This is a genomic window from Bradyrhizobium sp. McL0615, assembly GCF_049993905.1.
Lineage (GTDB): Bacteria > Pseudomonadota > Alphaproteobacteria > Rhizobiales > Xanthobacteraceae > Bradyrhizobium.
Genome location: NZ_CP188254.1, coordinates 8,283,855 through 8,306,424, shown reverse-complemented (window position 1 = coordinate 8,306,424; position 22,570 = coordinate 8,283,855). Strand labels below are relative to the sequence as shown.

Sequence of the window (22,570 nt, the reverse complement as noted above, 5' to 3'; positions counted from 1 at the left end):
GACCCCCTAAGCCCCGCCGATCAATATCCCGACCGCGAGCACGATGCCGCCGCCGAGCACGATCTGGAACGCCGCCTGCAGGAACGGCGTGTCCATGTATCGCGCGCGAATATAGGCGATCGCCCAGAGTTCGAAGAACACGACGATGCCCGCGATCCCTGTCGCGATCCAGAAGGCGTTCGCCCAGGAATCCGGCACCAGATAGGGAAGCGTGTGGCCGAGGCCGCCGAGCGCGGTCATCACGCCGCTGGCGGCGCCGCGCAGCCAGGGCGAACCGCGCCCGGTCAGCGAGCCGTCGTCGGACAAGGCTTCGGCAAAACCCATGCTGATGCCGGCGCCGATCGAGGCGGCGAGCCCCACCAGAAACGTCTGCCAGTTCTGATGCGTGGCAAAGGCGGCGGCGAACAACGGCGCCAGCGTCGAGACCGAGCCGTCCATCAGTCCGGCGAGGCCCGGCTGCACATATTGCAGCACGAACATGCGCCGCCGCGTCTTGTCCTCTTCGGCGCGAACATCGGGGCTGAGGATCTCGTCCGTCAGCTTCACCGCCAATCGCTCGTGGCCCTTTTCCTCCTCGGCGAGATCGCCGAGCAATCGCCGGACGCCGACGTCCTCGGCCTGTTCGCTGGCCTTGGCATAGAAGCGCTCGGCCTCGAGCTCCATGGTCTCGACTTCCTTCCGGATGGTGTCGAGCGGCAGGTTCTTGGTCAGCCAGATCGGCCGGCGTTTCAGGAAGCCTTTGACGTCCTCGCGGCGGATCGGCGGCAGATGCGCCCCGAAGCGTTTTTCATAGAGTTCGAGCAGCCGGTGCCGATGGCCGCGCTCCTCCTCGGCCATCTCCTCGAACACCTTGGCCGAATCCGGATATCGCTCGGCGAGGTCTTCGGCGAAGGTCATGTAGATGCGGCTGTCCTCCTCCTCGGAAGAGATCGCTACAGCCAGCACTTCGCGCTCGGTCAGATCGGCGAAATTCTTCACGGGACAGCGCCTTTTCTTAATTTAGAATCATTCTAATGTTGGCTGCCGCCGTGGTCAATCGTGGTTCGCCTACGTCTTCGTCCTCGCCTCTTGCAGGAATTGCACCAGAAGCCGGCTCACTTCGACCGGCTGCTCCTGCTGCACCCAGTGACCGGCGCTGTCGACGAGGTGACAGCCGATCATGTTGGTGCAGGCCTTGGTCTGCATCGCCTCATAGACACCGGGGCGCTGATAGGTGCCCCAGTCCTGTTTGCCGGAGATGAAGGCGGAGGGCACGTCGATGGTGCGGCCCGACCACGTCTGCAATTCCGGCGTGAACGCGCCGGAGGTGCCGCAGCGATACCATTGCAGCCCGCCCTGGAATCCGGTGCGGGCATATTCGGCGCTATAGAACGCAAGCTCGCTGTCGGGCAGCCATTGGTTGGCGGCGATCTCGGCGGCTGAAGGCATTTCCTCCGCGACGGTCGCTGCCATGTTCTTGGCGAGGTCCATCACATAATAGGTCGGCAGTTTGGCGATTTCGTCGGCGGTCCATGACTTCAGCGGATAGGGCTTGTTGTCTTTCCAGTCCGCGCTCTTGTGATGGTAGTAGGCGCGCAGGAAATCATGCACGCCCTGCGGTGCGCGGTGCATGTCATTGTTCGCCTCGCGCGTCGAGTAATACCATTGGTAATGCTTGCGCGGCCGCGGCAGCGCCGCCAACTCGCGATGAATAGGGTCCGGGGCAGCCGGCCTGACCGGGGCGTCCACAGTATCCAACGGCAGCGCCGGTGGACCGCCGAACGGAGCGCTCATCAAGACGACCGATTGAAACACGTCCGGCCGGATCAGCGCACACCAGGCGGCAACGGACGAGCCGAAATCATGCCCGATCACGGCATCGACGCTGCGGTAGCCGAACGCCGCCACCAGTCCGATCGCGTCGCGCACGAGATTGGGGAGCCGGAACGCGCCGAGGCCGCCTTCGTAACTCGGATCCCATCCGGTGGTGCGGCCATAACCGCGCTGGTCTGGCGCGATCACGTGATAGCCGGCGGCGGCGAGAACCGGCATCACCTTGCGCCAGGAATAGGCGAGTTCGGGAAAGCCATGCAGCAGCAGCACGCAGGGCCGGCCTTTGGTCTCGAAGCCGGCTTCGAGCACGTGCATGCGCAGGCCGTTGATGTTGTCGACATACCGGGAGCGGATGGACGTCGGGAGCGGGATCTCGGGGAGGGTGGTCATGAGATTTTCCTTTTCATGGCCGGGCAAAAGCGCGAAGCGCGTCCTCACCACACTACCCGGCCATCCACGTCTTTTTGTGAAACGAGACTGTAAAGACGTGGATGCCCGGGACAAGCCCGGGCATGACGAAATCAATTGCAGCATTTCGTAGGGTGGGCAAAGCGCAGCGTGCCCACCATTCGCGCGGTGCATTCGAATTGGTGGGCACGGCGCAAGTACGCCTTTGCCCACCCTACGATTCGCGCGCTACGCCTTCACCGGCGGCTTCGGCCAGTACTTGTCCCGCAAATGCCGCTTCACCAGTTTCCCGGTCGGTGTGCGCGGCAGCTCCGCTTCGAAGTCGATGCTCTTCGGGCACTTGATCGGCGACAAATGTTTTCTGCAGAACACGATCAGTTCGGCTTCCAGCGCCTTGCCGGCTTTTGACATGTCGTGCGGCTGCACCACGGCCTTGACCTCTTCGCCCATTTCCTCGTTCGGCACGCCGAACACGGCAACATCGGAGACGGCGGGATGGGTGATCAGCACATCCTCGGTCTCCTGCGGGTAGATGTTCACGCCGCCCGAGATGATCATGTAGCTCTTGCGGTCGGTGAGATAGAGAAAACCCTCGGCGTCGAGATAGCCGACGTCACCGAGCGTCGACCAGCCTTTTTCGTTGTAGGCCTTCTTCGTCTTCTCGGGATCGTTGTGATAGGTGAAAACCGGCGCATCGGCGAAATAGACCGTGCCGATCTCTCCGACGGGACGCTCCTCGTCGTTCTCGTCCAGGATCTTCACCTTGCCGACCACGGCGCGGCCGACGGTGCCGCGATGGGTCAGCCATTGCTGCGAGGTCGAGACCGTGACGCCGTTGCCTTCGGAACCGGCGTAATACTCGATCAGGATCGGTCCCCACCACTCGATCATTTTTGCCTTCACGTCGACCGGGCAGGGTGCGGCGGCGTGGATCGCGCCCTTCAGTGTCGAGACGTTGTAGCGAGTGCGCACTTCATCGGGCAGCTTCAGCATGCGCACGAACATGGTCGGCACCAGCTGCGACTGCGTGGCCTTGTATTTCTCGACCAGTTTCAGAAATTCCTCGGCGTCGAAATGCTCCATGATGATCGAAGTGCCGCCGAGCGTGATCGCCATCATGTTGAAGCGCAGGGGAGCGGCGTGATAGAGCGGCGCCGGCGACAGATAGATGCTGTCGGACGACATGCCGCACATGTCGGCGCACAGGATCTTCAGGAACGCATTCGGCTCGTCGATCGCCTTGCCCTCGAAATCCTTCTTGATGCCCTTGGGCCGCCCGGTGGTACCGGACGAATACAGCATGTCGTAGCCCGCCACCTCATCCGGGATCGGCATGGCCGACTGCTCGGCGGCCTCCTTGTCAAAGGAACGGAAACCCGGCTCGGGCTCGTCCATCATGTAGAGCAGCGGTCCGCCGATCTGGCCGACCAGGCCCCTGACCTGTTCGGCGCATTTCGGCGTGGTGATGAAGACTTTGGCGCCGCAGTCTTTCACGATGTAGGCGATCTCGTCCTGCGTCAGATAGCGGCTGATCGCGGTGTAATAGAGGCCTGCGCGCTGCGCCGCCCAGCAGATTTCCATGAAGGCGAGACGGTTTTCCATCAGGAGCGCGATGTGGTCGCCGGCCTTGAGGCCGAGCGAACGGAACAGCTGCGCGCCCTGGTTCGAAAGCTCGTCGAGCTCGCGATAGGTGATCGCCTTGCCGGTGCCGGCCATCTGATAGGCGATCTTGTTGGGGTAGGTGCGGGCGTGGATGGACGGATGGGTCATGGGTGTTTCCTCAATATGAAAATGGCGAGCAGGAAGCGCACTCCCTGCTCGCCAGTCGTCATTCGTTTTTCTTGTTTTTAGAGACGTTCGACGATGGTCACGTTGGCCATGCCGCCGCCTTCGCACATGGTCTGCAGGCCGTAACGCTTGTTGTTCTGCTTCAGCGCGTTGACCAGCGTGGTCATCAGCTTGGTGCCGGAGCCGCCGAGCGGATGGCCGAGCGCGATCGCGCCGCCATTGACGTTGAGCCGCGCCGGATCGGCACCGGTCGTCTTCAGCCAACCCACCGGCACGGCTGCAAAGGCCTCGTTGACCTCGAACAGGTCGATGTCGTTGATCGACATGCCGGCCTTTTCCAGCGCCCGCTTGGTGGCGTGCAGCGGCGCATCCAGCATGATGACGGGATCGCCGCCCATCATGGTCATGTGATGGATGCGCGCCAGCGGCTTGACGCCGAGCGACTTCAGGCCGCGTTCATTGACCACCATGACGCCGGAAGCGCCGTCGCAGATCTGGCTGGCGCTGGCAGCGGTATGCTTGCCGTTCTCGGCGATCAGCTTGACGCCCTTGATGCCATCGAGGCTGGCGTCGAAGCGGATGCCCTCGTCGATGTGATGGGTGTCGGTCGAGTTGTCGGCGCGGGTGATCTGCAGCGAAACGATCTCGTCCTTGAACTTGCCGGCTTGCGTCGCGGCAATCGCGCGCTGGTGGCTTTCATAGGAATAGGTGTCGAGCTGTTCCTTGGAGAGCCCGTATTTCTCGGCCATCATTTCCGCGCCGGTGAACTGGCTGAACACGATGTTCGGATATTTCTGCTCGAGGCCCGGGCTCTTGTAATGGCCAAAACCGTTCTTGGCGGGGAGCTGCGAGGCAAGGCCCATCGGCACCCGCGTCATCGATTCCACACCGGCGGCGATCACAATGTCCATTGAGCCGGCCATCACGGCCTGCGCCGCGAAGTGCAGCGCCTGCTGCGAGGAACCGCACTGGCGATCAACCGACGTGGCGGGCACGCTTTCGGGAAGTTTCGAGGCCATCACCGCGTTGCGGGCGATGTTGTTGGACTGTTCGCCGGCCTGCATCACGCAGCCCATGATGACGTCTTCGATCTGGGCGGGATCGACGCCCGAGCGGTCGACCAGCGAATTCAGCACGGAAGCGGCGAGGTCGGCCGGATGCCAGCCTGCGAGACGTCCCCCCTTGCGGCCGCCCGCGGTGCGTGCAGCGGCGACGATATAGGCCTCGGCCATGTTTATTCTCCCTGATTGTTTGTTGGTGGGTGTTGGAAAGTTGGCCGGATTTAAGAGGCCCTCCGGGATTTAGTCAATCAATCAATTAACTCTTGAGTGCAGGCGCGGCATGCGCTTATGTGCGGCCCGGATTTCCGGCAGGTGAGGGAATGGCATCGCAGTTGAATACCAGCGTACCGACCAGGCCTCCGGGCGGTAAGAACAGCACCGCCGAGAAGCTGCTTGTCGCGGCGAGCGAGCTGATGATCGAGCGCGCCTCGATCGAGGTGTCGCTGTCCGACATCGCGCAGAAGTCGGGAGTCAACGCGGCGCTGGTAAAATACCATTTCGGTAACAAGGACGGGCTGTTGCTGGCGCTGCTGGCGCGCGACGCCGCCACCGAGATGTCACAGCTTGAATATCTGATCAGCCAGCAGATCTCGCCGACGGCAAAACTCAAGCTGCATATCGGCGGCATCATCCGTGCCTATTATCAGTTCCCCTATATGAACCGGCTGATCCATTATTTGCTGCATGAAAGCAGCACGGAAGCGGCCGACGAGGTGTCGAAGTTTTTCGTGGCGCCGCTTTTGGAGTTCCAGCGGCGCTTGCTTGCCGAAGGCATCAAGGCGGGCGAGTTCCGCAACATCGATCCTGTGATGTTCTACACCAGCCTGGTCGGCGCCTGCGATCACCTGTTCTTCGGCCGACACGCGATGTCGCGGGCCACCGGCGTCGGCCCCGTCACCGACGAGGTCTGCCGCGAATACATCAAGCATATGGAAGCGCTGATCTGCGGCGGAATGTTGAACGGAAAAGGTGCCGCCGGCGGATAAAGATCGCGACACTCAGTAGTCTACGAATCCAGAGAAGAAACTCCCAAGGAAAGGTTGTTACCATGCAGTTGCAAGACGTAGCCGTTCTCATCACCGGCGGTGGCTCCGGCCTCGGCGCCGCCACCGCCCGCGCCATGGCTGCCAAGGGCGCGAAAATCGGCGTCATCGACCAGAACAAGGAAAACGCCGAGAAAGTCGCCGCGGAAGTGAAGGGCGTTGCCCTCCACGCCGACGTCACCGACGAAGAGGCGATCAAGGCGGCGATTGCGAAAGCCGAAGCCGCGCACGGCATCGCGCGCGTGCTGATGAACTGCGCTGGCATCGGCGGTTCGCAGCGCACCGTCGGCAAGGACGGCGTCTATCCGCTGGCAAAGTTCGTTCGCATCATCAACGTCAACCTGATCGGCAGCTTCAACGTGCTGCGGCTGTTTGCCGAGCGCCTTGCCACTGCGCCGCCGATCGGCGAGGAGCGCGGCGTCGCCATCAACACCGCGTCGGTTGCGGCTTACGAAGGCCAGATTGGCCAGATCGCCTATTCGGCGTCGAAGGGCGGGATCGTCGGCATGACGCTGCCTGCCGCGCGCGATCTCGCCAGCCTCAAGATCCGCGTCAACACCATCGCGCCCGGCCTGTTCCTGACGCCGCTGCTGATGGGCCTGAACGAAGAGGCCCGCAAGAGCCTCGGCGCCCAGGTGCCGCATCCGGCCCGCCTCGGCGATGCCAGCGAGTACGGCAACCTCGCGGTTCACATCGTCGAGAACCCGATGCTGAACGGCGAAACCATCCGCCTCGACGGCGCCATCCGCATGGCGCCGCGGTAAAGCGACGCTTCTTCTTCCCTTCTCCCCTTGTGGGAGAAGGTGGCTTCGCGAAGCGAAGACGGATGAGGGGTTCTCTCGGCTAGCAACTCCTCACCGCATCGAATGCGCGGCCAATGCCGGTGATGCCCTCTCCCACAAGGGGAGAGGGCGCAGCAATGAGTGCCGCAATCCGCGGATGCAGGGAGCGCTTCGTGACTCAACCGCTGCTGATCGAACACAATGATGGCGTCGACCGGGTGACGCTCAATCGCCCGGACGCCCTCAACGCGCTCGATCCCTCGCTGATCGACGCGCTGAACACCTATTTTGAAGGCCTGCAGCGCAACCGTTCCACCCGCGTCGTGGTGCTGAAGGGCGCCGGCGCCTCGTTCTGCGCCGGGCTCGATCTCAAACAGGCAATGAAGCGCCGCGCCGGCCAGCAGGAGCCGCCCGGCGTGACCGAGTCGCTGGACTCGCAACGCCGCATTGCCGACATCGTGATGCTGATGCGACGCTGTCCGCAGCCGATCATTGCGCTGGTTCAGGGCGCGGCAGCCGGCGGCGGATTTGCGCTGGCGCTCGCCGCCGACATCCGCATCGCGACGAAATCTGCGCGGATGAACTGCGCCTTCATCAAGCTCGGCCTCGGCGGCTGCGATATCGGCACGTCCTATTTCCTGCCGCGCCTTGTCGGCGTGTCTGTGGCCTCGGAACTGATCCTCACCGGCCGCTTCATCGGCGCCGAACGCGCGCTCGCGGTCGGCCTCGTTTCCGAAGTCGTCGAGGAAGGCGGGCTCGACGCGGCAGCCGAGCCTTACGTCGATGCGATGATGACGGCTTCGCCGGTGGGCTTAAGGCTCTCCAAGGAATGCCTCAACATGAGCGTCGACGCCGGCTCGATCGAAGCCGTGATCGCGATGGAAGACCGTAATCAAGTTCTGTGCAGCCGCTCGGAAGAATTCAACGAAGGCATCAGGGCCTTTCTCGAAAAGCGAAAGCCTGTCTATATCAAGCGATGACGACAAGATCCGCAAAGGACTGAATTCCGGGAGACGCAATATGAGTGGGAGTGCAGCCGCAGTGCTGACCAAACCGGCCTTTCGGAAGATCGAATGGCTGGCGCGCGACATCGCGGTCGAGCGTCGTCCGGATGGCGTGGTCGTTCTGAAGTCGCGCATTCCGCTGCAGCCTTACGAGAAGCATATTCCGGCATCGCTTTCGAAATGGGCGAAGCAGGCGCCTGAACGCATCTGGCTGGCGCAACGCGGCGGCGCCGATAGGCAATGGCGGAGAGTCTCTTACCGCGAAGCCAAGCACCTCGTCGACGGGCTGACGCAGGGGCTGCTCAATCTCGGCCTCACTGAGGGTCGTCCCGTTGCGATCCTGTCAGGCAATTCGATCGAGCATGCGCTGATGACGCAGGCGGCGATGCAGGCACGCCTGCCGGCGGCGCCGGTGTCGCCGGCCTATTCGCTGATGAGCCAGGATCATCTCAAGCTCAAATACCTCTTCGAGCTGATCAAGCCTGCGGTCCTGATGGTGCAGGACGGGCCGACCTTCGAGAAGGCACTCAGGGCGATCGACCTAACCGGCGTCACCGTCGTCCACGTTGCGCGACCATGTGAGGGCATCAAGAGCGTATCTTTTGCCGATCTCGCCGCAACGCCGGTGACGAAAGCGGTCGAGGAGTCGATTGCGAAGATCACGCCCGATACCGTCGGCAAGCTGCTGTTCACATCGGGCTCGACCGGGATGCCCAAGGCCGTCATCAACACGCAGGAGATGATGTGCGCTAATGCGGCGATGATGATGCAGGTGCGGCCGCGCGATCCGAACGGACCGATCGCGACCATGCTGGACTGGATGCCGTGGAATCACACCATGGGCGGCAATGCCGCCTTCCATCCGATCCTGGTCGATGGCGGCACGCTGTATATCGACGACGGCCGGCCGATGCCTGGTCAGCTCGAAGAGACCATCCGTAACCTGCGCGAGGTGTCGCCGACCTATTATGCCAATGTGCCCGCCGGTTACGCGGCGCTGGCGGCTGCGATGGAGAAGGATGACGCGTTGTGCCGCAGCTTCTTCAGGAATCTGAGCATCATGGCCTATGGCGGCGCGCGGCTGCCTGACGATCTCTACGACCGCATGCAGGCGCTCGCGGTGAGGACCACCGGGGAGCGCATCGTGTTCTACACCGGCTGGGGTTCGACCGAGACCGCGCCGACCTCGACCGGCACCTATTGGGACACCGAGCGCGTCGGCCTGATCGGCCTGCCGTTCCCCGGCGTCGAACTGAAGCTGGTGCCGTGCGGCTCGAAATACGAACTGCGCCTGCGCGGCGTCAACGTCACCCCGGGCTATTTCGGCCAGCCTGATCTGACCAAGAAGATGTTCGACGATGAAGGCTTTTATTGCATCGGCGATGCCGGCGTGTACGTCGATGAAAACGATCCGCTGCAGGGCATCATCTTCGCCGGCCGCGTGGTCGAGGATTTCAAGCTGACAACCGGCACCTTCGTCCATGTCGGCTCGCTGCGCACCGATGCGATCGCGGCCGCGACGCCGGTCGTGCACGACGCACTGGTGGCTGGGCAGGACCGGGAATTCATTGGGCTATTGGCCTGGCCCAATCTGCACGCCTGCCGGCAGATGGTCGGCAATCCCGATGCGACGTTCGAAGATGTCGTCAGGCATCCCGAAGTGATCGCCTGCCTCGAGCGCGGGCTGGAAGCGCACAACGCGTCCGCCACCGGCAGCAGCATGCGGATTGCGCGCGCCATGCTGATGGCCGAGCCGCCCTCGATCGACGGCAACGAACTCACCGACAAGGGCTACATCAACCAGCGCGCCGGCCTAGAGCGCCGCGCCGCGCTGGTGGAGAAGCTATACGCCGACAAACCCGGCGAAGACGTCATCATCCTGAACTGAAAACGCTAGCACCAACGCGAGTAACCCGCCATGAACTTCGATTTCTCCGACGAACAAAAACAAATGCGCGACGAAGCGAGGAAGTTTCTCGCCGAAAAATGCCCGCCGAAGGCCGTGCGCGAGGTGCTCGACGGCAAGGCGCCGTATGACAAGGCGTTGTGGCAGGGGCTTGCGGAAATGGGCTTCCTCGGCGTCGCAATTCCCGAGGCGTTCGGCGGCGCAGGCGCCGGCCATCTCGAGCTCTGCGTGATCGCGGAAGAAATGGGCCGCGCGAATGCGCCGGTGCCGTTCTCGTCCACCGTCTATCTCGCCGCCGAAGCGCTGCTGCTGGCTGGCTCCGATGCGCAGAAGCAAAAGTGGCTGCCGAAGATCGCGAGCGGCGAGGCGATCGGCACGCTGGCGCTGTTCGAAGGCAAGGGCAATCCGTCGCCGAAGGCGATCAAGCTGCAGGCCTCCGGCGGGACGCTATCAGGCGTCAAGAAACCGGTGCCGGATGGAGCGATTGCCGATTTTGCCGTCGTCGCCGCGCGCACCGGCTCCACCGGTCGCGATTCCGATATCTCGTTGTTTCTGGTCGACCTGAAGGCCGGCGGCGTCGAAGCCAAATCGCTGACCAATGTCGATCCGACCCGGGGGCAGGCGGAACTCACGTTCAAGAACGCCAGGGCCGAGCCGCTCGGTGCCGCCGGTGACGGCTGGAGCATTTTGACCCAGGTACTCGATCGCGCCGCCGTCTTGCTGGCGTTCGAACAGGTCGGCGGTTCCGATCGCGCGCTCGAAATGGGCCGCGACTATGCGCTGGATCGCATCGCCTTCGGCCGCCCGATCGGTTCTTTCCAGGCGGTGAAGCACATACTCGCCGACATGTATGTCTCGGCGACGCTGGCGCGCTCGAATTGCTATTACGGCGCCTGGGCGCTCTCGACCAACGCCTCGGAATTGCCGGAAGCCGCCGCTGCTGCGCGCATCAGCGCGACGCAGGCATTCCAGCACTGTTCCAAGAACAACATCCAGGTTCATGGCGGCATGGGTTTCACCTGGGAGTTCGACTGCCACATGTACTATCGCCGCGCCAACACCACTGCGCTGACGCTCGGCAGCCTGTCCTACTGGGAAGATCAGTTGATCGATCGCATGCGCAAGAAGAACGCGGCGTGAGGCATCACCATCCTTGTCGTCCCCGCGAACGCGGGGACCCATACGCCGGGAAGTTTCGATTGGATGACGATGCAAGAGCCCGGGTTAAGTTTTATAGGCCGGTGGTTATGGGTCCCTGCGTTCGCAGGGACGACCAGTAGAATTTGAAGGACCAAGCGCCATGAATTTCGACGACACCCCGCAGGAAGCCGCGTTTCGCGCCGAGGCCAAGGTGTGGATTTCAGCCAACGCGCCGAAGCAGTACGAGGAAGAACTGCGCGAGACCTCGCTCGGCCGCACCGGGCTAAAGAACGCCAACATGCTCGAGGTCGCAAAAGCCTGGCAGAAGAAGAAGGCTGACGCCGGCTGGGCCTGCCTGCACTGGCCGAAAGAATATGGCGGCCGCGGCTCATCGCCGATCGAGCGCGTGATCTGGCAGCAGGAAGAGGGCCCGTTCGGCAAGCTCAGCGGCATGTTCATCATCGGCCACGGCATGTGCGGGCCGACCATGATGGCGTTCGCAGGCGAGGAGCAGAAGCGGCAATATCTGCCGCCGCTGGCCTCGGGCGAAAAAGTCTGGTGCCAGTTGTTCTCCGAACCCGCCGGCGGCTCCGACGTCGCGGGCCTGCGCACCCGCGCCGAGAAGCAGGGCGACGACTGGATCATCAACGGCCAAAAGATCTGGACCTCGGGCGCGCACTATTCGGATTACGGCATCCTGCTGACGCGCACCGATCCGAACGTCGCCAAGCACAAGGGCCTCACCATGTTCTTCCTGGACATGAAGAGCCCGGGCGTCGAGGTGCGGCCGATCAAGCAGGCTAGTGGCCAGTCCGACTTCAACGAGGTCTACTTTACCGACGTGAAGATCCCGGACTCGCAGCGGCTCGGCTCGGTCAATGACGGCTGGAACGTGTCGCTGACTACGCTGATGAATGAGCGCATGTCGATTGGCGCAGGTGTTTCAACCGGCTTCCCCGAACTGTTCGACTTCTGCAACAGCCTGATGCTGGAAGATGGTCCGGCGATCGAGGACCGCAGCGTTCGCTCAAGGCTTGCGAACTATGCGGTGAAGGCCAGTGGCCTGCGATACACCAGCATGCGTGCGATCTCGGCACTGTCGAAGGGCGAGCGCCCAGGGCCGGAAAATTCGATCGGCAAGCTGGTGGCGGGATCCATGGTTCAGGAGGTCGCGATGTACGCGCTCGATCTGCAGGGCGCCGCCGGCGTGTTGAGCGGTCCGGAGGATGCCGAAGTCGCCGGAAAATTCCAGGCGATGCTGCTGCGGGCGCCGGGCACCCGCGTCGAAGGCGGCACCGACGAGATCATGCGCAACATCATCGCCGAGCGCGTGCTTGGTTTGCCCGGCGATATCAGGGTCGACAAGGACGTGCCGTTCAACAAGATCCCGACCAAGGGAAGAGCGTAAAGATTCGTAGGGTGGGCAACGCGCAAGCGTTGCCCACCGCGTCACACTCAGAGGTGGGCTCGCTTCGCTTAGCTCACCCTACGCAGAAAAAAAAGAGGTCCGCCATGAACTTCGACGACACCCCGCAGGAAGCCGAATTCCGCGCCACCGCCCGCAAATGGGTGGCCGCCAACGCGCCGAAGCAATATGAGGCGGAGCTGTCAAAATCCTCGCTCGGCCGCATCCGGCTGGAGAAAGAAGAGATCGTCGATGTCGGCAAGGCCTGGCAGAAGAAGAAGGCCGAAGGCGGCTGGGCCTGCCTGCACTGGCCGAAGGAATATGGCGGCCGCGGCGCCACCCCGATCGAGAAGGTGATCTGGCAGCAGGAAGAGGGCGTGTACGGCAAGCTGACGCAGCCGTTCCAGATCGGCGAAGGCATGTGCGGCCCGACGGTGATGGCGTTCGGCAGCGAGGAGCACAAGCGGCATTATCTGCCGAAGCTTGCCTCTGGCGAACACATCTGGTGCCAGCTCTTCTCCGAGCCGGCCGGCGGTTCAGACGTGGCGGGCCTGCGCACCCGCGCGGAAAAGAAGGGCGACGACTGGATCATCAACGGCCAGAAGATCTGGACCTCGGGCGCGCACTATTCTGATTACGGCCTTCTGATCACGCGCACCGATCCCAATGTGCCCAAGCACAAGGGCCTGACGATGTTCTTCCTCGACATGAAGAGCAAGGGTGTCGAGGTGCGGCCGATCAAGCAGGCCAACGGCATGCAGGAATTCAACGAGGTCTATTTCACCGACGTGGTGATCCCCGATCATCAGCGCCTTGGCGCCGTCGGCGACGGCTGGAACGTGTCGCTGACCACGCTGATGAACGAGCGCATGTCGATCGGCTCGCGGCTCGCCACCGGTTTTCCCGAAATGTTCGAGTTCTGCTCGAACCTGATGACCGATGACGGTCTTGCGATCGACGATCCCGCGACGCGCTCAAAACTTGCGAGCTGGGCGGTGAAGGCGAGCGGGCTGAAATACACCAGCTACCGCGCGATCTCGTCGCTTTCCAAGGGCGAGCGGCCGGGCCCGGAAAATTCCATCGGCAAGCTGGTCTCCGGCACCATGCTGCAGGACATCGCGAGCTACGCGATGGATCTGGAGGGGGCGGCCGGCGCGCTGACCGGCGCGGATGAGGAAGTGGCGCGCGGCCAGTTCCAGCAGATGCTGCTGTCGTCGCCCTCGATGCGCATCGCCGGCGGCACCGATGAAATCCTGCGCAACATCATCGCCGAGCGCGTGCTCGGCCTGCCCGGCGATATCCGCGTCGACAAGGACGTGCCGTTCAACAAGATCCCGACCAAGGGGCGCTGATCATGGATGTTGCGGCAAAGGCGCGTTACGCGTCGGAAGATCGCATCGGCGTGCTCGAAGAGCTGCTGAACGAGCGCTATTCCGTGCGCGCGTTCCTGCCGCAGGAGGTGCCGCGCGAGACCATCGAGCACGTTCTGAGCGTGTCTCAACGCACGGCGTCGTGGTGCAACAGCCAGCCCTGGCAGGTATTGATCGCAAGCGGCGAGGCCAAGGAAACCTTTCGCAAGGCGATCTATGCCGAGGCTGCGTCCGGCGCCAAGGATAATCACGACTTTACGCCACCGCGCGAATATCTCGGCGTCTATCTCGACCGCCGCCGCGAGAGCGGCTTTCAGCTCTACAACACGCTCGGCATCGCGCGCGGCGACAAGACGGCCTATGCGAAACAGGCACTGGAGAACTACAATTTCTTCGGCGCCCCGCATGTCGCCATCATTCACACCGACGAGCCGCTCGGCATCTACGGCGCGGTCGATTGCGGCGCCTATGTCGGCAATTTCATGCTGGCAGCGCAGGCGCTCGGCCTCGGCACCATTCCGCAGGCTGCTCTGGCGCGGCATTCCGGGCTGATCCGCAGCCACTTCAAACTGGCCGACGATCGCCGTGTGGTTTGCGGGATTTCGTTCGGCTATGCCGACCACGCCCACAAGGTGAACAGCTACCGCACCTCGCGGGCGAGCGTGGCCGATACCGTCACCTATTTCGATTGAGCCCGGAACAAAACGCCGACTAATCCGGACCATCGCGGGCTTGACCCGGGCATCCATCGGCTTCAAAGCAGGCTGCCATCCTTTCGATGGATTGCAGGATCATCCCCGACCAGGCCGGGGGCAGGCGCCCGGCAATGACGAGATGGAAAGAACGGAAGGCCTCCAATGAAATTTGGACCCGCAAAGCACTTCATCGCGCTGCTGCTGGCAGCCCCATTGCTCACCGGTTGCCTCGAACGCGGCCAGCCGACCATGGTCGACACCAGCGCCGACGATGACGCGTTCTGCCGCGCCAACAATGTCGCGGTAGGCTCGAACGATTATGTCAACTGCCGCAAGAACCGCGACGTGCAGCGCGGCAATTCCAATGCCCGCGCCGACCGTGCCCAACGCAATATGGCCGAGCAGATGCTGAACAATCCGGTCAGGCCCTAACCAGGAGGCCCTCATGAACGAAGACGTCTTCAATGCCAGCCTGCGCGGATTCCTCAAGAAGGTCGGCATCACCTCGCAGCGCGAAATCGAAAAGGCCGTGCGCGACGCCGTCGCGTCCGGCAAGCTCAAGGGCAATGAGAAGCTGCCGGCGAAAATGGTGCTGACGATCGGCGGTGTCAGCCTCTCGCACGAGATCACTGACGAGATCGAACTAGGCTAGGCGCGATCTCTTCCCCTCTCCTCTTGTGTGAGAGGTTGGATCGAATGAGCGTCAGCTCATTCGAGACGGGGTGAGGGGTCCTCTCCACGAGTGAATCTCTTGCATTATGCTTCGCGGAGAGAACCCCTCATCCGCCTTGCCTTCGGCAAGGCACCTTCTCCCACAAGGGGAGAAGGAAGAAGCGAGGGCCTCGCGATCATTCTAAATGAAAGCATCACATGGACGTGAAGGTCAGGGATTCCAACGGCGCGCAGCTTTCCGATGGCGACAGCGTCACGCTGATCAAGGATCTGAAGCTGAAGGGCTCATCCACCGTGCTCAAGCGCGGTACCGTCATCAAGAACATCCACCTCACCGACGATCCCGACGAGATCGAAGGCCGTACCGACAAGGTCAAGGGCCTGGTGCTGCGCACGGAGTTCTTGAAGAAGGCGTGAGAGTGATGGGTTTGACCGTCGTCCTTCGCAAATCCATCCTCGAATCGATGCTATAAGAGCGGCATGGAACAACTTGCTATCAAGCTGCTGGGGTTTGCCGCCGCCACGTGCACGACCCTCGCTTATGCACCGCAGTTCGTGAAAGTCTGGCGAACCCGCTCCACCGAAGACATTTCGCTTGGAATGTTCCTCGTCATGGTGCTCGGCATTCTGCTTTGGCTGGTGTACGGCCTGCTTTCCGGAGATGCGCCGCTGATCGTTGCGAATGCGATTACGATCGTCCTGGCCGGCGGGATCCTCTCGATGAAGCTGAAGTACGGTTGAAGCGCAGTCCGCAAACAAGAACGCGGCGGGTTGCCCCGCCGCGTTCGAAAGCGCTCCCGCCGTCGAAGCCGCCGGGAAATTCCTACTCTTCCTCGTCGTCCTGCTTCTTGCCGCCGATCGTCTTCAGCTTGGCGAACACGGCGTCGACGTTGAGGTCGTCTTCGGTCTTCTCGCTCGTCTCGAATTCCGGCTCCTTTTTGGTGGTCTCGGAGGCCGGCAGCAGCGTCGCGCCGCCGTAGGCTGCGGGCACCGGCTTTTCCTTGGCGGCGCGCTGCACCTCGAAATCGAGCTCGATCTGCGAGCACAGGCCGAGCGTCACCGGGTCCATCGGGGTCAGCGTCGAAGCATTCCAGTGGGTGCGGTCGCGGACGCTCGCGATGGTGGTCTTGGTGGTGCCGACCAAGCGCATGATCTGCGCGTCCTTCAATTCGGGGTGGTTGCGAACCAGCCACAGGATCGCGCTCGGCCGCTCGTGGCGGCGCGACACCGGGGTGTAGCGCGGGCCCTTCTTCTTGGCGGCCGGCGGCAGCACAACCTTGCTCTCGCCGAGCTTGAGGCGGTAATTCGAGTCCTTTTCGCCCCTTTCGATCTCGTCGCGGGTCAATTGGCCGGTCGAAATCGGGTCCATGCCCTTGATGCCCTGAGCGGCGTCGCCGTCGGCGATGGCACGGACCTCAAGGGGGTGCATTTTGGTGAAATCGGCCACCTGGTCGAAGGTCAGCGCGGTATTGTCAACCAGCCACACGGCAGTCGCTTTTGGCATCAGCGGTGCATTGCTCATGGCAAATCTCCTTTGTGCCTCGCCCACCCCTTTTTGGAGGGCGAAGCCTGTGGTCATCGGTGATGACGGGAATTAGGGCGCTATATACGCCTTCCCGGGGTATTGGCGCAATGGTCTGCTAAAGTGCCTTGACAGAGCCCGAAAGCAGTCCCAAGTCCTTATCCGAATTGGCCGTTCCCAGCCCGCCGGCTAGGGGTGATTCGGTCCCCGAGATAGCCCGATGCCAGCGAAACCAGACCTCAGAATCGTGCTTTGTTCTCCCCGCGGCTTCTGCGCCGGGGTGGTGCGGGCCATCGATACCGTCGAACGGGCGCTCGCCATCTATGGCGCCCCCGTCTATGTCCGTCACGAGATCGTGCACAACCGCTACGTGGTCGACAGCCTGAAGACCAAGGGCGCGATTTTCGTCGAGGAACTCGCCGAAATTCCCGACAATACCAACGCCCCGGTGGTGTTCTCCGCCCATGGGGTTCCCAAGTCGGTTCCGGCGGATGCCCGCGCGCGCAATTTCTTCTCGCTGGACGCGACCTGCCCGCTGGTCACGAAAGTGCACCGCGAGGCCGCGATTCATTTCAAGCGCGGCCGTGAAATCCTGCTGATCGGGCACTCCCACCATCCCGAGGTGGTCGGTACGCTCGGCCAGTTGCCGGTCGGCGCGGTGACGCTGATCGAGACCGCGGAAGACGCCAAGACGTTCGCGCCGAAGGATCCGGACAACCTCGCTTTCGTGACCCAGACGACGCTGTCGATCGACGACACCGCCGAGATCGTCGCATTGCTCAAGGCGCGCTTCCCGAACATCAACGGGCCGCACAAGGAAGACATCTGCTACGCCACCACCAACCGCCAGCTCGCGGTCAAGAAGGTGGCGCCGGTGGTCGATGCCCTGATCGTGGTCGGCGCGCCGAACTCGTCCAATTCGCAGCGGCTGCGCGAAGTCGCCGAGCGCGAGGGCTGCCCGGTCTCGGTGCTGGCACAGCGCGCCTCGGATCTCGACTGGTCACGCTTCGAAGGCATCAAGAGCCTCGGCATCACGGCTGGCGCCTCGGCGCCGGAAGTGATCGTCGAGGAAATCATGGGCGCCTTCGCCGAGCGGTTCGAATTGCATGTGGAGACGGTCTCGGCCGCGGAAGAGAACGAGTTCTTCCCGCTGCCGCGTTCGCTGCGACCCGACGCCGCCTGAGGTTTCTCATGGCGGTTTACACCGACGTCGCCGCCGAAGACCTCGCGGAATTCCTCAAAGGCTACGACATCGGCGAGTTGCTCTCCTACAAGGGCATCGCCGAGGGCGTCGAAAATTCCAACTTCCTGCTGCATACCAGCAAGGGCGCGTTCATCCTCACGCTCTATGAAAAGCGCGTGGCGGTGGATGATCTGCCCTATTTCCTGTCGCTGATGGCGCATCTGGCCGAGCGTGGCGTGCGTTGCCCGCAGCCCGCGCGGAATCGCAAGGGCGAGGTCTATAGCGAACTGGCCGGGCGTCCTGCGGCGATCATCAACTTCCTCGAAGGCGTATGGCCGCGGCGGCCCAACGCGGCGCATTGCACCGGCGTGGGCGAAGCGCTCGCCAAAATGCATCTGGCGGGGCGCGACTTCCCGATGTTCCGCAAGAACCCGCTGTCGGTCGAGGGCTGGCGGCCGCTGTTCGACCTCGCGGCGCCGCGTGCCGATAGCGTCGCGCCCGGCCTGCATGATTTCATCGCGCGCGAGCTCGATCACCTCGAAGCGTGCTGGCCGAAGGATCTGCCGCCCGGCGTCATCCATGCGGACCTGTTTCCCGACAACGTGTTCTTCCTCGGCGATAAATTGTCGGGGCTGATCGACTTCCCGTTTTCCTGCAACGACATGCTGGCCTACGACGTTGCGATCTGCCTGAACGCGTGGTGTTTCGAGGCGGATCATTCCTTCAACGTCACCAAGGCCCGCGCGCTGCTCAATGCCTATGGCCGCGAGCGGCCATTATCGGAGGCCGAAGCGCAGGCGCTGCCGCTGTTGGCGCGCGGCTCCGCGCTGCGTTTCCTGCTGACGCGGCTGGTCGATTTCCTCAACGTGCCGCCGGGCGCGCTGGTGAAGCCGAAGGACCCGCTCGAATATGTCCGCAAGCTGCGCTTCCACCAGAACGTCGCGAGCGTGCGCGATTACGGCCTGAACCAGCCAGGATGCGTCGCTTGAGCGAAATCCCTCACGTGACGGTTTTTACCGACGGCGCCTGCTCGGGCAATCCGGGCCCCGGCGGCTGGGGCGCGATCCTGCGGTTCGGCGACAAGGAGAAAGAACTGAAGGGCGGCGAGGCGCACACCACCAACAACCGCATGGAGCTGATGGCGGCGATCTCGGCGCTGGAAGCGCTGAAGAAGCCGTGCGTGGTCGACCTCACCACCGACAGCCAGTACGTCCGCCAGGGCATCACCGGCTGGATCCATGGCTGGAAGAAAAACGGCTGGCGCACTGCCGACAAGAAGCCGGTCAAGAATGTCGAACTATGGCAGCGGCTCGATGCCGCGCTGAAACCGCATCAGGTGAGTTGGCACTGGATCAAGGGCCACGCCGGCCACGCCGAAAACGAGCGCGCCGATCAGCTGGCGCGCGAAGGCGTGGCGATGGCGCGGTTGAAGACGTAATCACGGCCGTCATCACCCGCGAAGGCGGGTGATCCACTATCCCAGAGACGTTCGCGGTAAAATGAGAGAGCGCGGCGTACTGGATCGCCCGGTCAAGCCGGGCGACGACAGTTGCGGTTGGCCGGGTCGCCAACCATCGTCATTGCGAGCGAAGCGAAGCAATCCATCGTGCGGCAACGAAGAAAGCTGGATTGCTTCGTCGCTTCGCTTCTCGCAATGACGGGCTGCCCTTACAGCTGTCCCAGCAGCGTATCGCCGCCGGAAACCTCGACCTTGCCGGGTGCCGGCTCGAGGTTGAGCTTCTTCACGACGCCGTCTTCGATCAGCATCGAGTAGCGCTTGGAGCGGATGCCGAGCCCGTTGCCGGAGGCATCGAGCTCCATGCCGATCGCCTTGGTGAAGTCGGCATTGCCGTCGGCGAGGAACACCGCCTCGTCGCGCTGGTCGGTGTCGCGCTTCCAGGCGTTCATGACGAAGGCGTCGTTGACGGAGACGATGGCGATGGTGTTCACGCCCTTGTCCTTGATGGCGTAGGCGTTGAGGAAGATGCTCGGCAGATGCATCTTGTGGCAGGTGCCGGTATAGGCGCCGGGCACCGCAAACAGCGCCACCTTCTTGCCCTTGAAAATATCGTCGGTGGTTTTGACTTGCGGACCTTCCGCCGTCATCACGCGAAACTTGGCTTCCGGCAGCTTGTCGCCAACTTGGATCGTCATCGTCAATTCTCCCTCAATGAGCGGATGGTTTCTTATAGCGTTTTCGAGCGAAGTGGGTACCGGTTCGCGTGAAGAAAACGCGTCGAACAAGAAGCTAGAGCGAATGCTCTAGCCCGGGTGGGTGATCGGCACAATATTAGCGGGGGTTGAAACGGCAACGATAGCTGCCATTCACGCTTCCGTCATCAGGGGGAAAAGCCGCCTTCGTCCAGGAAGGCCTGCTCCTCCGGCGTGGTCGCGCGGCCCAAAAGGCGGTTGCGGTGAGGAAAGCGTCCGAACCGCCGGATAATATCGGCGTGGTGCTCGGCCCACTTGGCACTTTCGGCCAGGCCTGCCTCCCGCGACAGCTCGATGCAGCGCAACTGGTCGGCCAGATGCTCCGAGTGCATGAACGGCAGATAGAGGAATTCGCGTAAAACGGGATCGATCCGTGCGTCCACGCCGTTTTCGACAGCGCGCTGCGCCACCTCGCGCGCGAGGGCGTCGCTGGCGTAGGTCCTGATGTCGTCGCGGAACAGGTTGCGGGGAAACTGGTCGAGCACGATGACGAGCGCCAGCGCGCCGTCATCGCTCGTTTCCCACGAGGCCAATTCGCCGGCTGCCGCGCACTGCCACAGGCCGAGAAAGCGCCGGCACACCTCGACGTCGAAGACGTCGTCGCGCCGGTACCAGCGGTCGGGGCCGGCGTCACGCCAGAACGCCAGAATTGCGGCCGGCGTGACGGGAGCTTCAACCATCGCTGAGGGCGCCCGTACGCGCTTTACGCCGCGGCCTTCTTCTCGTCGCGCAATTCGCGGCGCAGGATCTTGCCGACATTGGTCTTCGGCAGGTCGGTCCTGAACTCGATCTGCTTGGGGACCTTGTAGGCGGTCAGTTGCGTGCCGCAGTACTTGATGACTTCCTCTGCCGTGAGGTTCGGATCCTTCTTGACGATAAAGGCTTTCACCGCCTCGCCGGACTTGGAATCCTGCACGCCGATCACGGCGCATTCCAGCACGCCGGCATGGCTCGCGATCACTTCCTCGATCTCGTTGGGATAGACGTTGAAGCCCGAGACCAGGATCATGTCCTTCTTGCGGTCGACGATTTTGGTGTAGCCGCGCGCGTCCATCACGCCGATGTCGCCGGTGCGGAAGAAGCCGTCCGCGGTCATCACGTTCGCGGTCTCTTCCGGCCGGTTCCAGTAGCCGGCCATCACCTGCGGGCCCTTGGCGCAGATCTCGCCGGCTTCGCCGAGCGGCACTTCCTTGCCGTCGTCGTCGCGGATCGAGAGATAGGTCGACGGCACGGGAATGCCGATCGAGCCGGAGAACTGGTCGGTATCGGCCGGGTTGCAGGTCAGCGTCGGTGAGGTCTCGGACAGGCCGTAGCCTTCCGACAGCGCGCAACCGGTCACCTTCAGCCACTTCTCGGCAACGGGCTTCTGCGTCGCCATGCCGCCGCCGAACGAGGTCTTCAGCTTGGAGAAGTCGACCTTGTCGAAGCCAGGCGAATTCAACAGGCCGTTGTAGAGCGTGTTGACCGCCGGGAAACTGTTGACCTGGTATTTCATCAATTCCTTGATGAAGCCCGCCATGTCGCGCGGATTCGGGATCAGCAAGTTGACGCCGCCGGCCCGCATCGCCAGCAGGAAGCACGCGGTCAGTGCGAAGATGTGATAGAGCGGCAGTGCGCAGACGATGAAGAGCTGATCGACATGCGGCGCCTTCTTCAGCGCCGGTTGCAGCCAGGCGTCGTTTTGCAGCACGTTGGCGAGAATGTTCTTGTGCAGCAGCGTCGCGCCCTTGGAGACGCCGGTGGTGCCGCCGGTATATTGCAGGAAGGCGACGTCATCGAGCGTAAGCTTCGGCTTGTTGAGCTTCAGGCCGCGGCCGGCGGCGAGCGCATCGTTGAATGAGATCGCGCCCGGGATCGACCAGGCCGGCACCATCTTCTTCACCTTGCGGATCACCAGATTGACGATCACGCCCTTGAAGCCGAGCAGGTCGCCCATGCTGCCGACGATCACATGCTTGACCGCGGTCCTCGCAATCACCTGCTGCACCGTGGTGGCGAAATTCTCCAGAACGACGACCGCTTCCGCGCCGGAATCCTTGAGCTGATGCTCGAGTTCGCGCGGGGTGTAGAGCGGGTTGACGTTTACTACCGCATAGCCGGCGCGCAGCACGGCGGCGGTCGAGACCGGGTATTGCAGCACATTCGGCATCATCAGCGCGACGCGCGCGCCCTTTTGCAAGCCCTTGCTCTGCAGATAGGCGCCGAGGGCGGCCGACATTTCGTCGAGGTCGCGGTAGCTGATCGACTTGTCCATGCAGATGAACGCCTTGCGGTCGGCGAACTTCGCAAAGCTTTCTTCCAGTAGCTCGACCAGCGATGAGTACTGGGTGACGTCGATATCGGCTGGCACGCCGGCCGGATATTGCTTGAGCCAGATCCGCTCCATGGTATTTCCCCTCTGGTTCCCGAGCCCGGCTCTGATTGCATCAGATCCGTGCTCTCATTTTTGTTTTGACGCGTTTTCTGCGCAGATAAGTCTACGCAATCTGCGCGAGCTTGATTGCTATGCGAACCGGTACCCACTTCGCGAAAACGCTATGGTCCTGTTTTCAGGCCGGGCACGCCTTG

General features: G+C 62.7%; 23 protein-coding genes. 15 read left to right on the top strand and 8 right to left on the bottom strand.

All coding sequences use genetic code 11. The features are described 5' to 3' along the window. Positions 1-6: 6 nt before the first annotated feature. From mbfA to ACPPVP_RS40015, 4 genes are all read right to left on the bottom strand, one after another. A complete protein-coding gene (mbfA, locus tag ACPPVP_RS40030; protein ID WP_426529129.1) occupies positions 7-978 on the bottom strand; it encodes an iron exporter MbfA in 972 nt (323 codons plus the stop codon). A gap of 69 nt (positions 979-1,047) precedes the next feature. Next, positions 1,048-2,202 carry an alpha/beta fold hydrolase gene (locus ACPPVP_RS40025; RefSeq protein WP_426529127.1) on the bottom strand — a complete coding sequence of 385 codons (1,155 nt, stop codon included), beginning with the start codon at positions 2,200-2,202 and terminating at the stop codon, positions 1,048-1,050. A 246-nt stretch (positions 2,203-2,448) separates the two neighbouring features. Then, positions 2,449-3,990, bottom strand: coding sequence for an acyl-CoA synthetase (locus ACPPVP_RS40020; RefSeq protein ID WP_426529125.1), 1,542 nt, complete (start codon positions 3,988-3,990; stop codon positions 2,449-2,451). Between the two features lie 77 nt (positions 3,991-4,067). Continuing rightward, positions 4,068-5,240: an acetyl-CoA C-acetyltransferase gene (locus tag ACPPVP_RS40015; RefSeq protein WP_426529123.1), complete on the bottom strand. Its 1,173-nt coding sequence runs from the start codon at positions 5,238-5,240 to the stop codon at positions 4,068-4,070. A 149-nt stretch (positions 5,241-5,389) separates the two neighbouring features. Between ACPPVP_RS40015 and ACPPVP_RS40010 the strand changes: the two genes are divergently transcribed. The 12 genes from ACPPVP_RS40010 to ACPPVP_RS39955 all read left to right on the top strand — a co-directional run bounded on the left by ACPPVP_RS40010 (position 5,390) and on the right by ACPPVP_RS39955 (position 15,827). Further along, positions 5,390-6,055, top strand: coding sequence for a TetR family transcriptional regulator (locus tag ACPPVP_RS40010; protein ID WP_426529121.1), 666 nt, complete (start codon positions 5,390-5,392; stop codon positions 6,053-6,055). Between the two features lie 62 nt (positions 6,056-6,117). Then, positions 6,118-6,876 (top strand): SDR family NAD(P)-dependent oxidoreductase, encoded by a 759-nt coding sequence (locus ACPPVP_RS40005; protein ID WP_426529119.1) that lies wholly within the window; start codon positions 6,118-6,120, stop codon positions 6,874-6,876. A 191-nt stretch (positions 6,877-7,067) separates the two neighbouring features. Continuing rightward, a complete protein-coding gene (locus ACPPVP_RS40000; protein ID WP_426529117.1) occupies positions 7,068-7,874 on the top strand; it encodes an enoyl-CoA hydratase/isomerase family protein in 807 nt (268 codons plus the stop codon). 40 nt (positions 7,875-7,914) lie between these two features. Beyond that, positions 7,915-9,786, top strand: coding sequence for an AMP-binding protein (locus tag ACPPVP_RS39995; RefSeq protein ID WP_426529115.1), 1,872 nt, complete (start codon positions 7,915-7,917; stop codon positions 9,784-9,786). 30 nt (positions 9,787-9,816) lie between these two features. Continuing rightward, a complete protein-coding gene (locus tag ACPPVP_RS39990; protein ID WP_426529113.1) occupies positions 9,817-10,944 on the top strand; it encodes an acyl-CoA dehydrogenase family protein in 1,128 nt (375 codons plus the stop codon). A 160-nt stretch (positions 10,945-11,104) separates the two neighbouring features. Then, positions 11,105-12,352 (top strand): acyl-CoA dehydrogenase, encoded by a 1,248-nt coding sequence (locus ACPPVP_RS39985; protein ID WP_426529111.1) that lies wholly within the window; start codon positions 11,105-11,107, stop codon positions 12,350-12,352. 104 nt (positions 12,353-12,456) lie between these two features. After that, a complete protein-coding gene (locus ACPPVP_RS39980) occupies positions 12,457-13,701 on the top strand; it encodes an acyl-CoA dehydrogenase (RefSeq protein ID WP_426529109.1) in 1,245 nt (414 codons plus the stop codon). Positions 13,702-13,703: 2 nt separating this feature from the next. Continuing rightward, complete coding sequence (locus tag ACPPVP_RS39975) at positions 13,704-14,411, top strand: nitroreductase (RefSeq protein ID WP_426529107.1); 708 nt, start codon at positions 13,704-13,706, stop codon at positions 14,409-14,411. Between the two features lie 165 nt (positions 14,412-14,576). Then, a complete protein-coding gene (locus ACPPVP_RS39970; protein ID WP_426529105.1) occupies positions 14,577-14,846 on the top strand; it encodes a hypothetical protein in 270 nt (89 codons plus the stop codon). A 13-nt stretch (positions 14,847-14,859) separates the two neighbouring features. Beyond that, a complete protein-coding gene (locus ACPPVP_RS39965; RefSeq protein WP_426529103.1) occupies positions 14,860-15,066 on the top strand; it encodes a DUF6494 family protein in 207 nt (68 codons plus the stop codon). A gap of 218 nt (positions 15,067-15,284) precedes the next feature. Next, positions 15,285-15,503: an alkylphosphonate utilization protein gene (locus ACPPVP_RS39960; RefSeq protein ID WP_426529101.1), complete on the top strand. Its 219-nt coding sequence runs from the start codon at positions 15,285-15,287 to the stop codon at positions 15,501-15,503. Positions 15,504-15,566: 63 nt separating this feature from the next. Beyond that, positions 15,567-15,827 carry a SemiSWEET transporter gene (locus tag ACPPVP_RS39955; RefSeq protein WP_426529099.1) on the top strand — a complete coding sequence of 87 codons (261 nt, stop codon included), beginning with the start codon at positions 15,567-15,569 and terminating at the stop codon, positions 15,825-15,827. An 82-nt stretch (positions 15,828-15,909) separates the two neighbouring features. Here the strand turns inward: ACPPVP_RS39955 and ACPPVP_RS39950 are convergent, their stop codons facing one another. Beyond that, entirely contained in the window at positions 15,910-16,608 is a 699-nt protein-coding gene (locus tag ACPPVP_RS39950; RefSeq protein ID WP_426529097.1) for a DUF1013 domain-containing protein, read from the bottom strand. Positions 16,609-16,828: 220 nt separating this feature from the next. Between ACPPVP_RS39950 and ispH the strand changes: the two genes are divergently transcribed. Genes ispH through rnhA form a run of 3 tightly spaced genes read left to right on the top strand, consistent with a single transcriptional unit; the run spans position 16,829 to position 19,229 of the window. Continuing rightward, positions 16,829-17,791, top strand: a complete 963-nt coding sequence (gene ispH / locus ACPPVP_RS39945) for a 4-hydroxy-3-methylbut-2-enyl diphosphate reductase (protein ID WP_426529095.1) — start codon at positions 16,829-16,831, stop codon at positions 17,789-17,791. 8 nt (positions 17,792-17,799) lie between these two features. Next, positions 17,800-18,780 (top strand): homoserine kinase, encoded by a 981-nt coding sequence (locus tag ACPPVP_RS39940; protein ID WP_426529093.1) that lies wholly within the window; start codon positions 17,800-17,802, stop codon positions 18,778-18,780. Next, positions 18,768-19,229, top strand: a complete 462-nt coding sequence (rnhA, locus tag ACPPVP_RS39935) for a ribonuclease HI (protein WP_426529091.1) — start codon at positions 18,768-18,770, stop codon at positions 19,227-19,229. The genes ACPPVP_RS39940 and rnhA overlap by 13 nt, the downstream gene beginning before the upstream one ends. A 230-nt stretch (positions 19,230-19,459) precedes the next feature. Here the strand turns inward: rnhA and ACPPVP_RS39930 are convergent, their stop codons facing one another. From ACPPVP_RS39930 to ACPPVP_RS39920, 3 genes are all read right to left on the bottom strand, one after another. Next, positions 19,460-19,945 carry a peroxiredoxin gene (locus ACPPVP_RS39930; protein WP_426529089.1) on the bottom strand — a complete coding sequence of 162 codons (486 nt, stop codon included), beginning with the start codon at positions 19,943-19,945 and terminating at the stop codon, positions 19,460-19,462. A gap of 185 nt (positions 19,946-20,130) precedes the next feature. Further along, positions 20,131-20,682 (bottom strand): DUF924 family protein, encoded by a 552-nt coding sequence (locus ACPPVP_RS39925; RefSeq protein WP_426529087.1) that lies wholly within the window; start codon positions 20,680-20,682, stop codon positions 20,131-20,133. Between the two features lie 23 nt (positions 20,683-20,705). Continuing rightward, on the bottom strand, positions 20,706-22,388 hold the full coding sequence (locus ACPPVP_RS39920; protein WP_426529085.1) for a long-chain fatty acid--CoA ligase: 1,683 nt from the start codon (positions 22,386-22,388) through the stop codon (positions 20,706-20,708). Between the last annotated feature and the right edge of the window lie 182 nt (positions 22,389-22,570).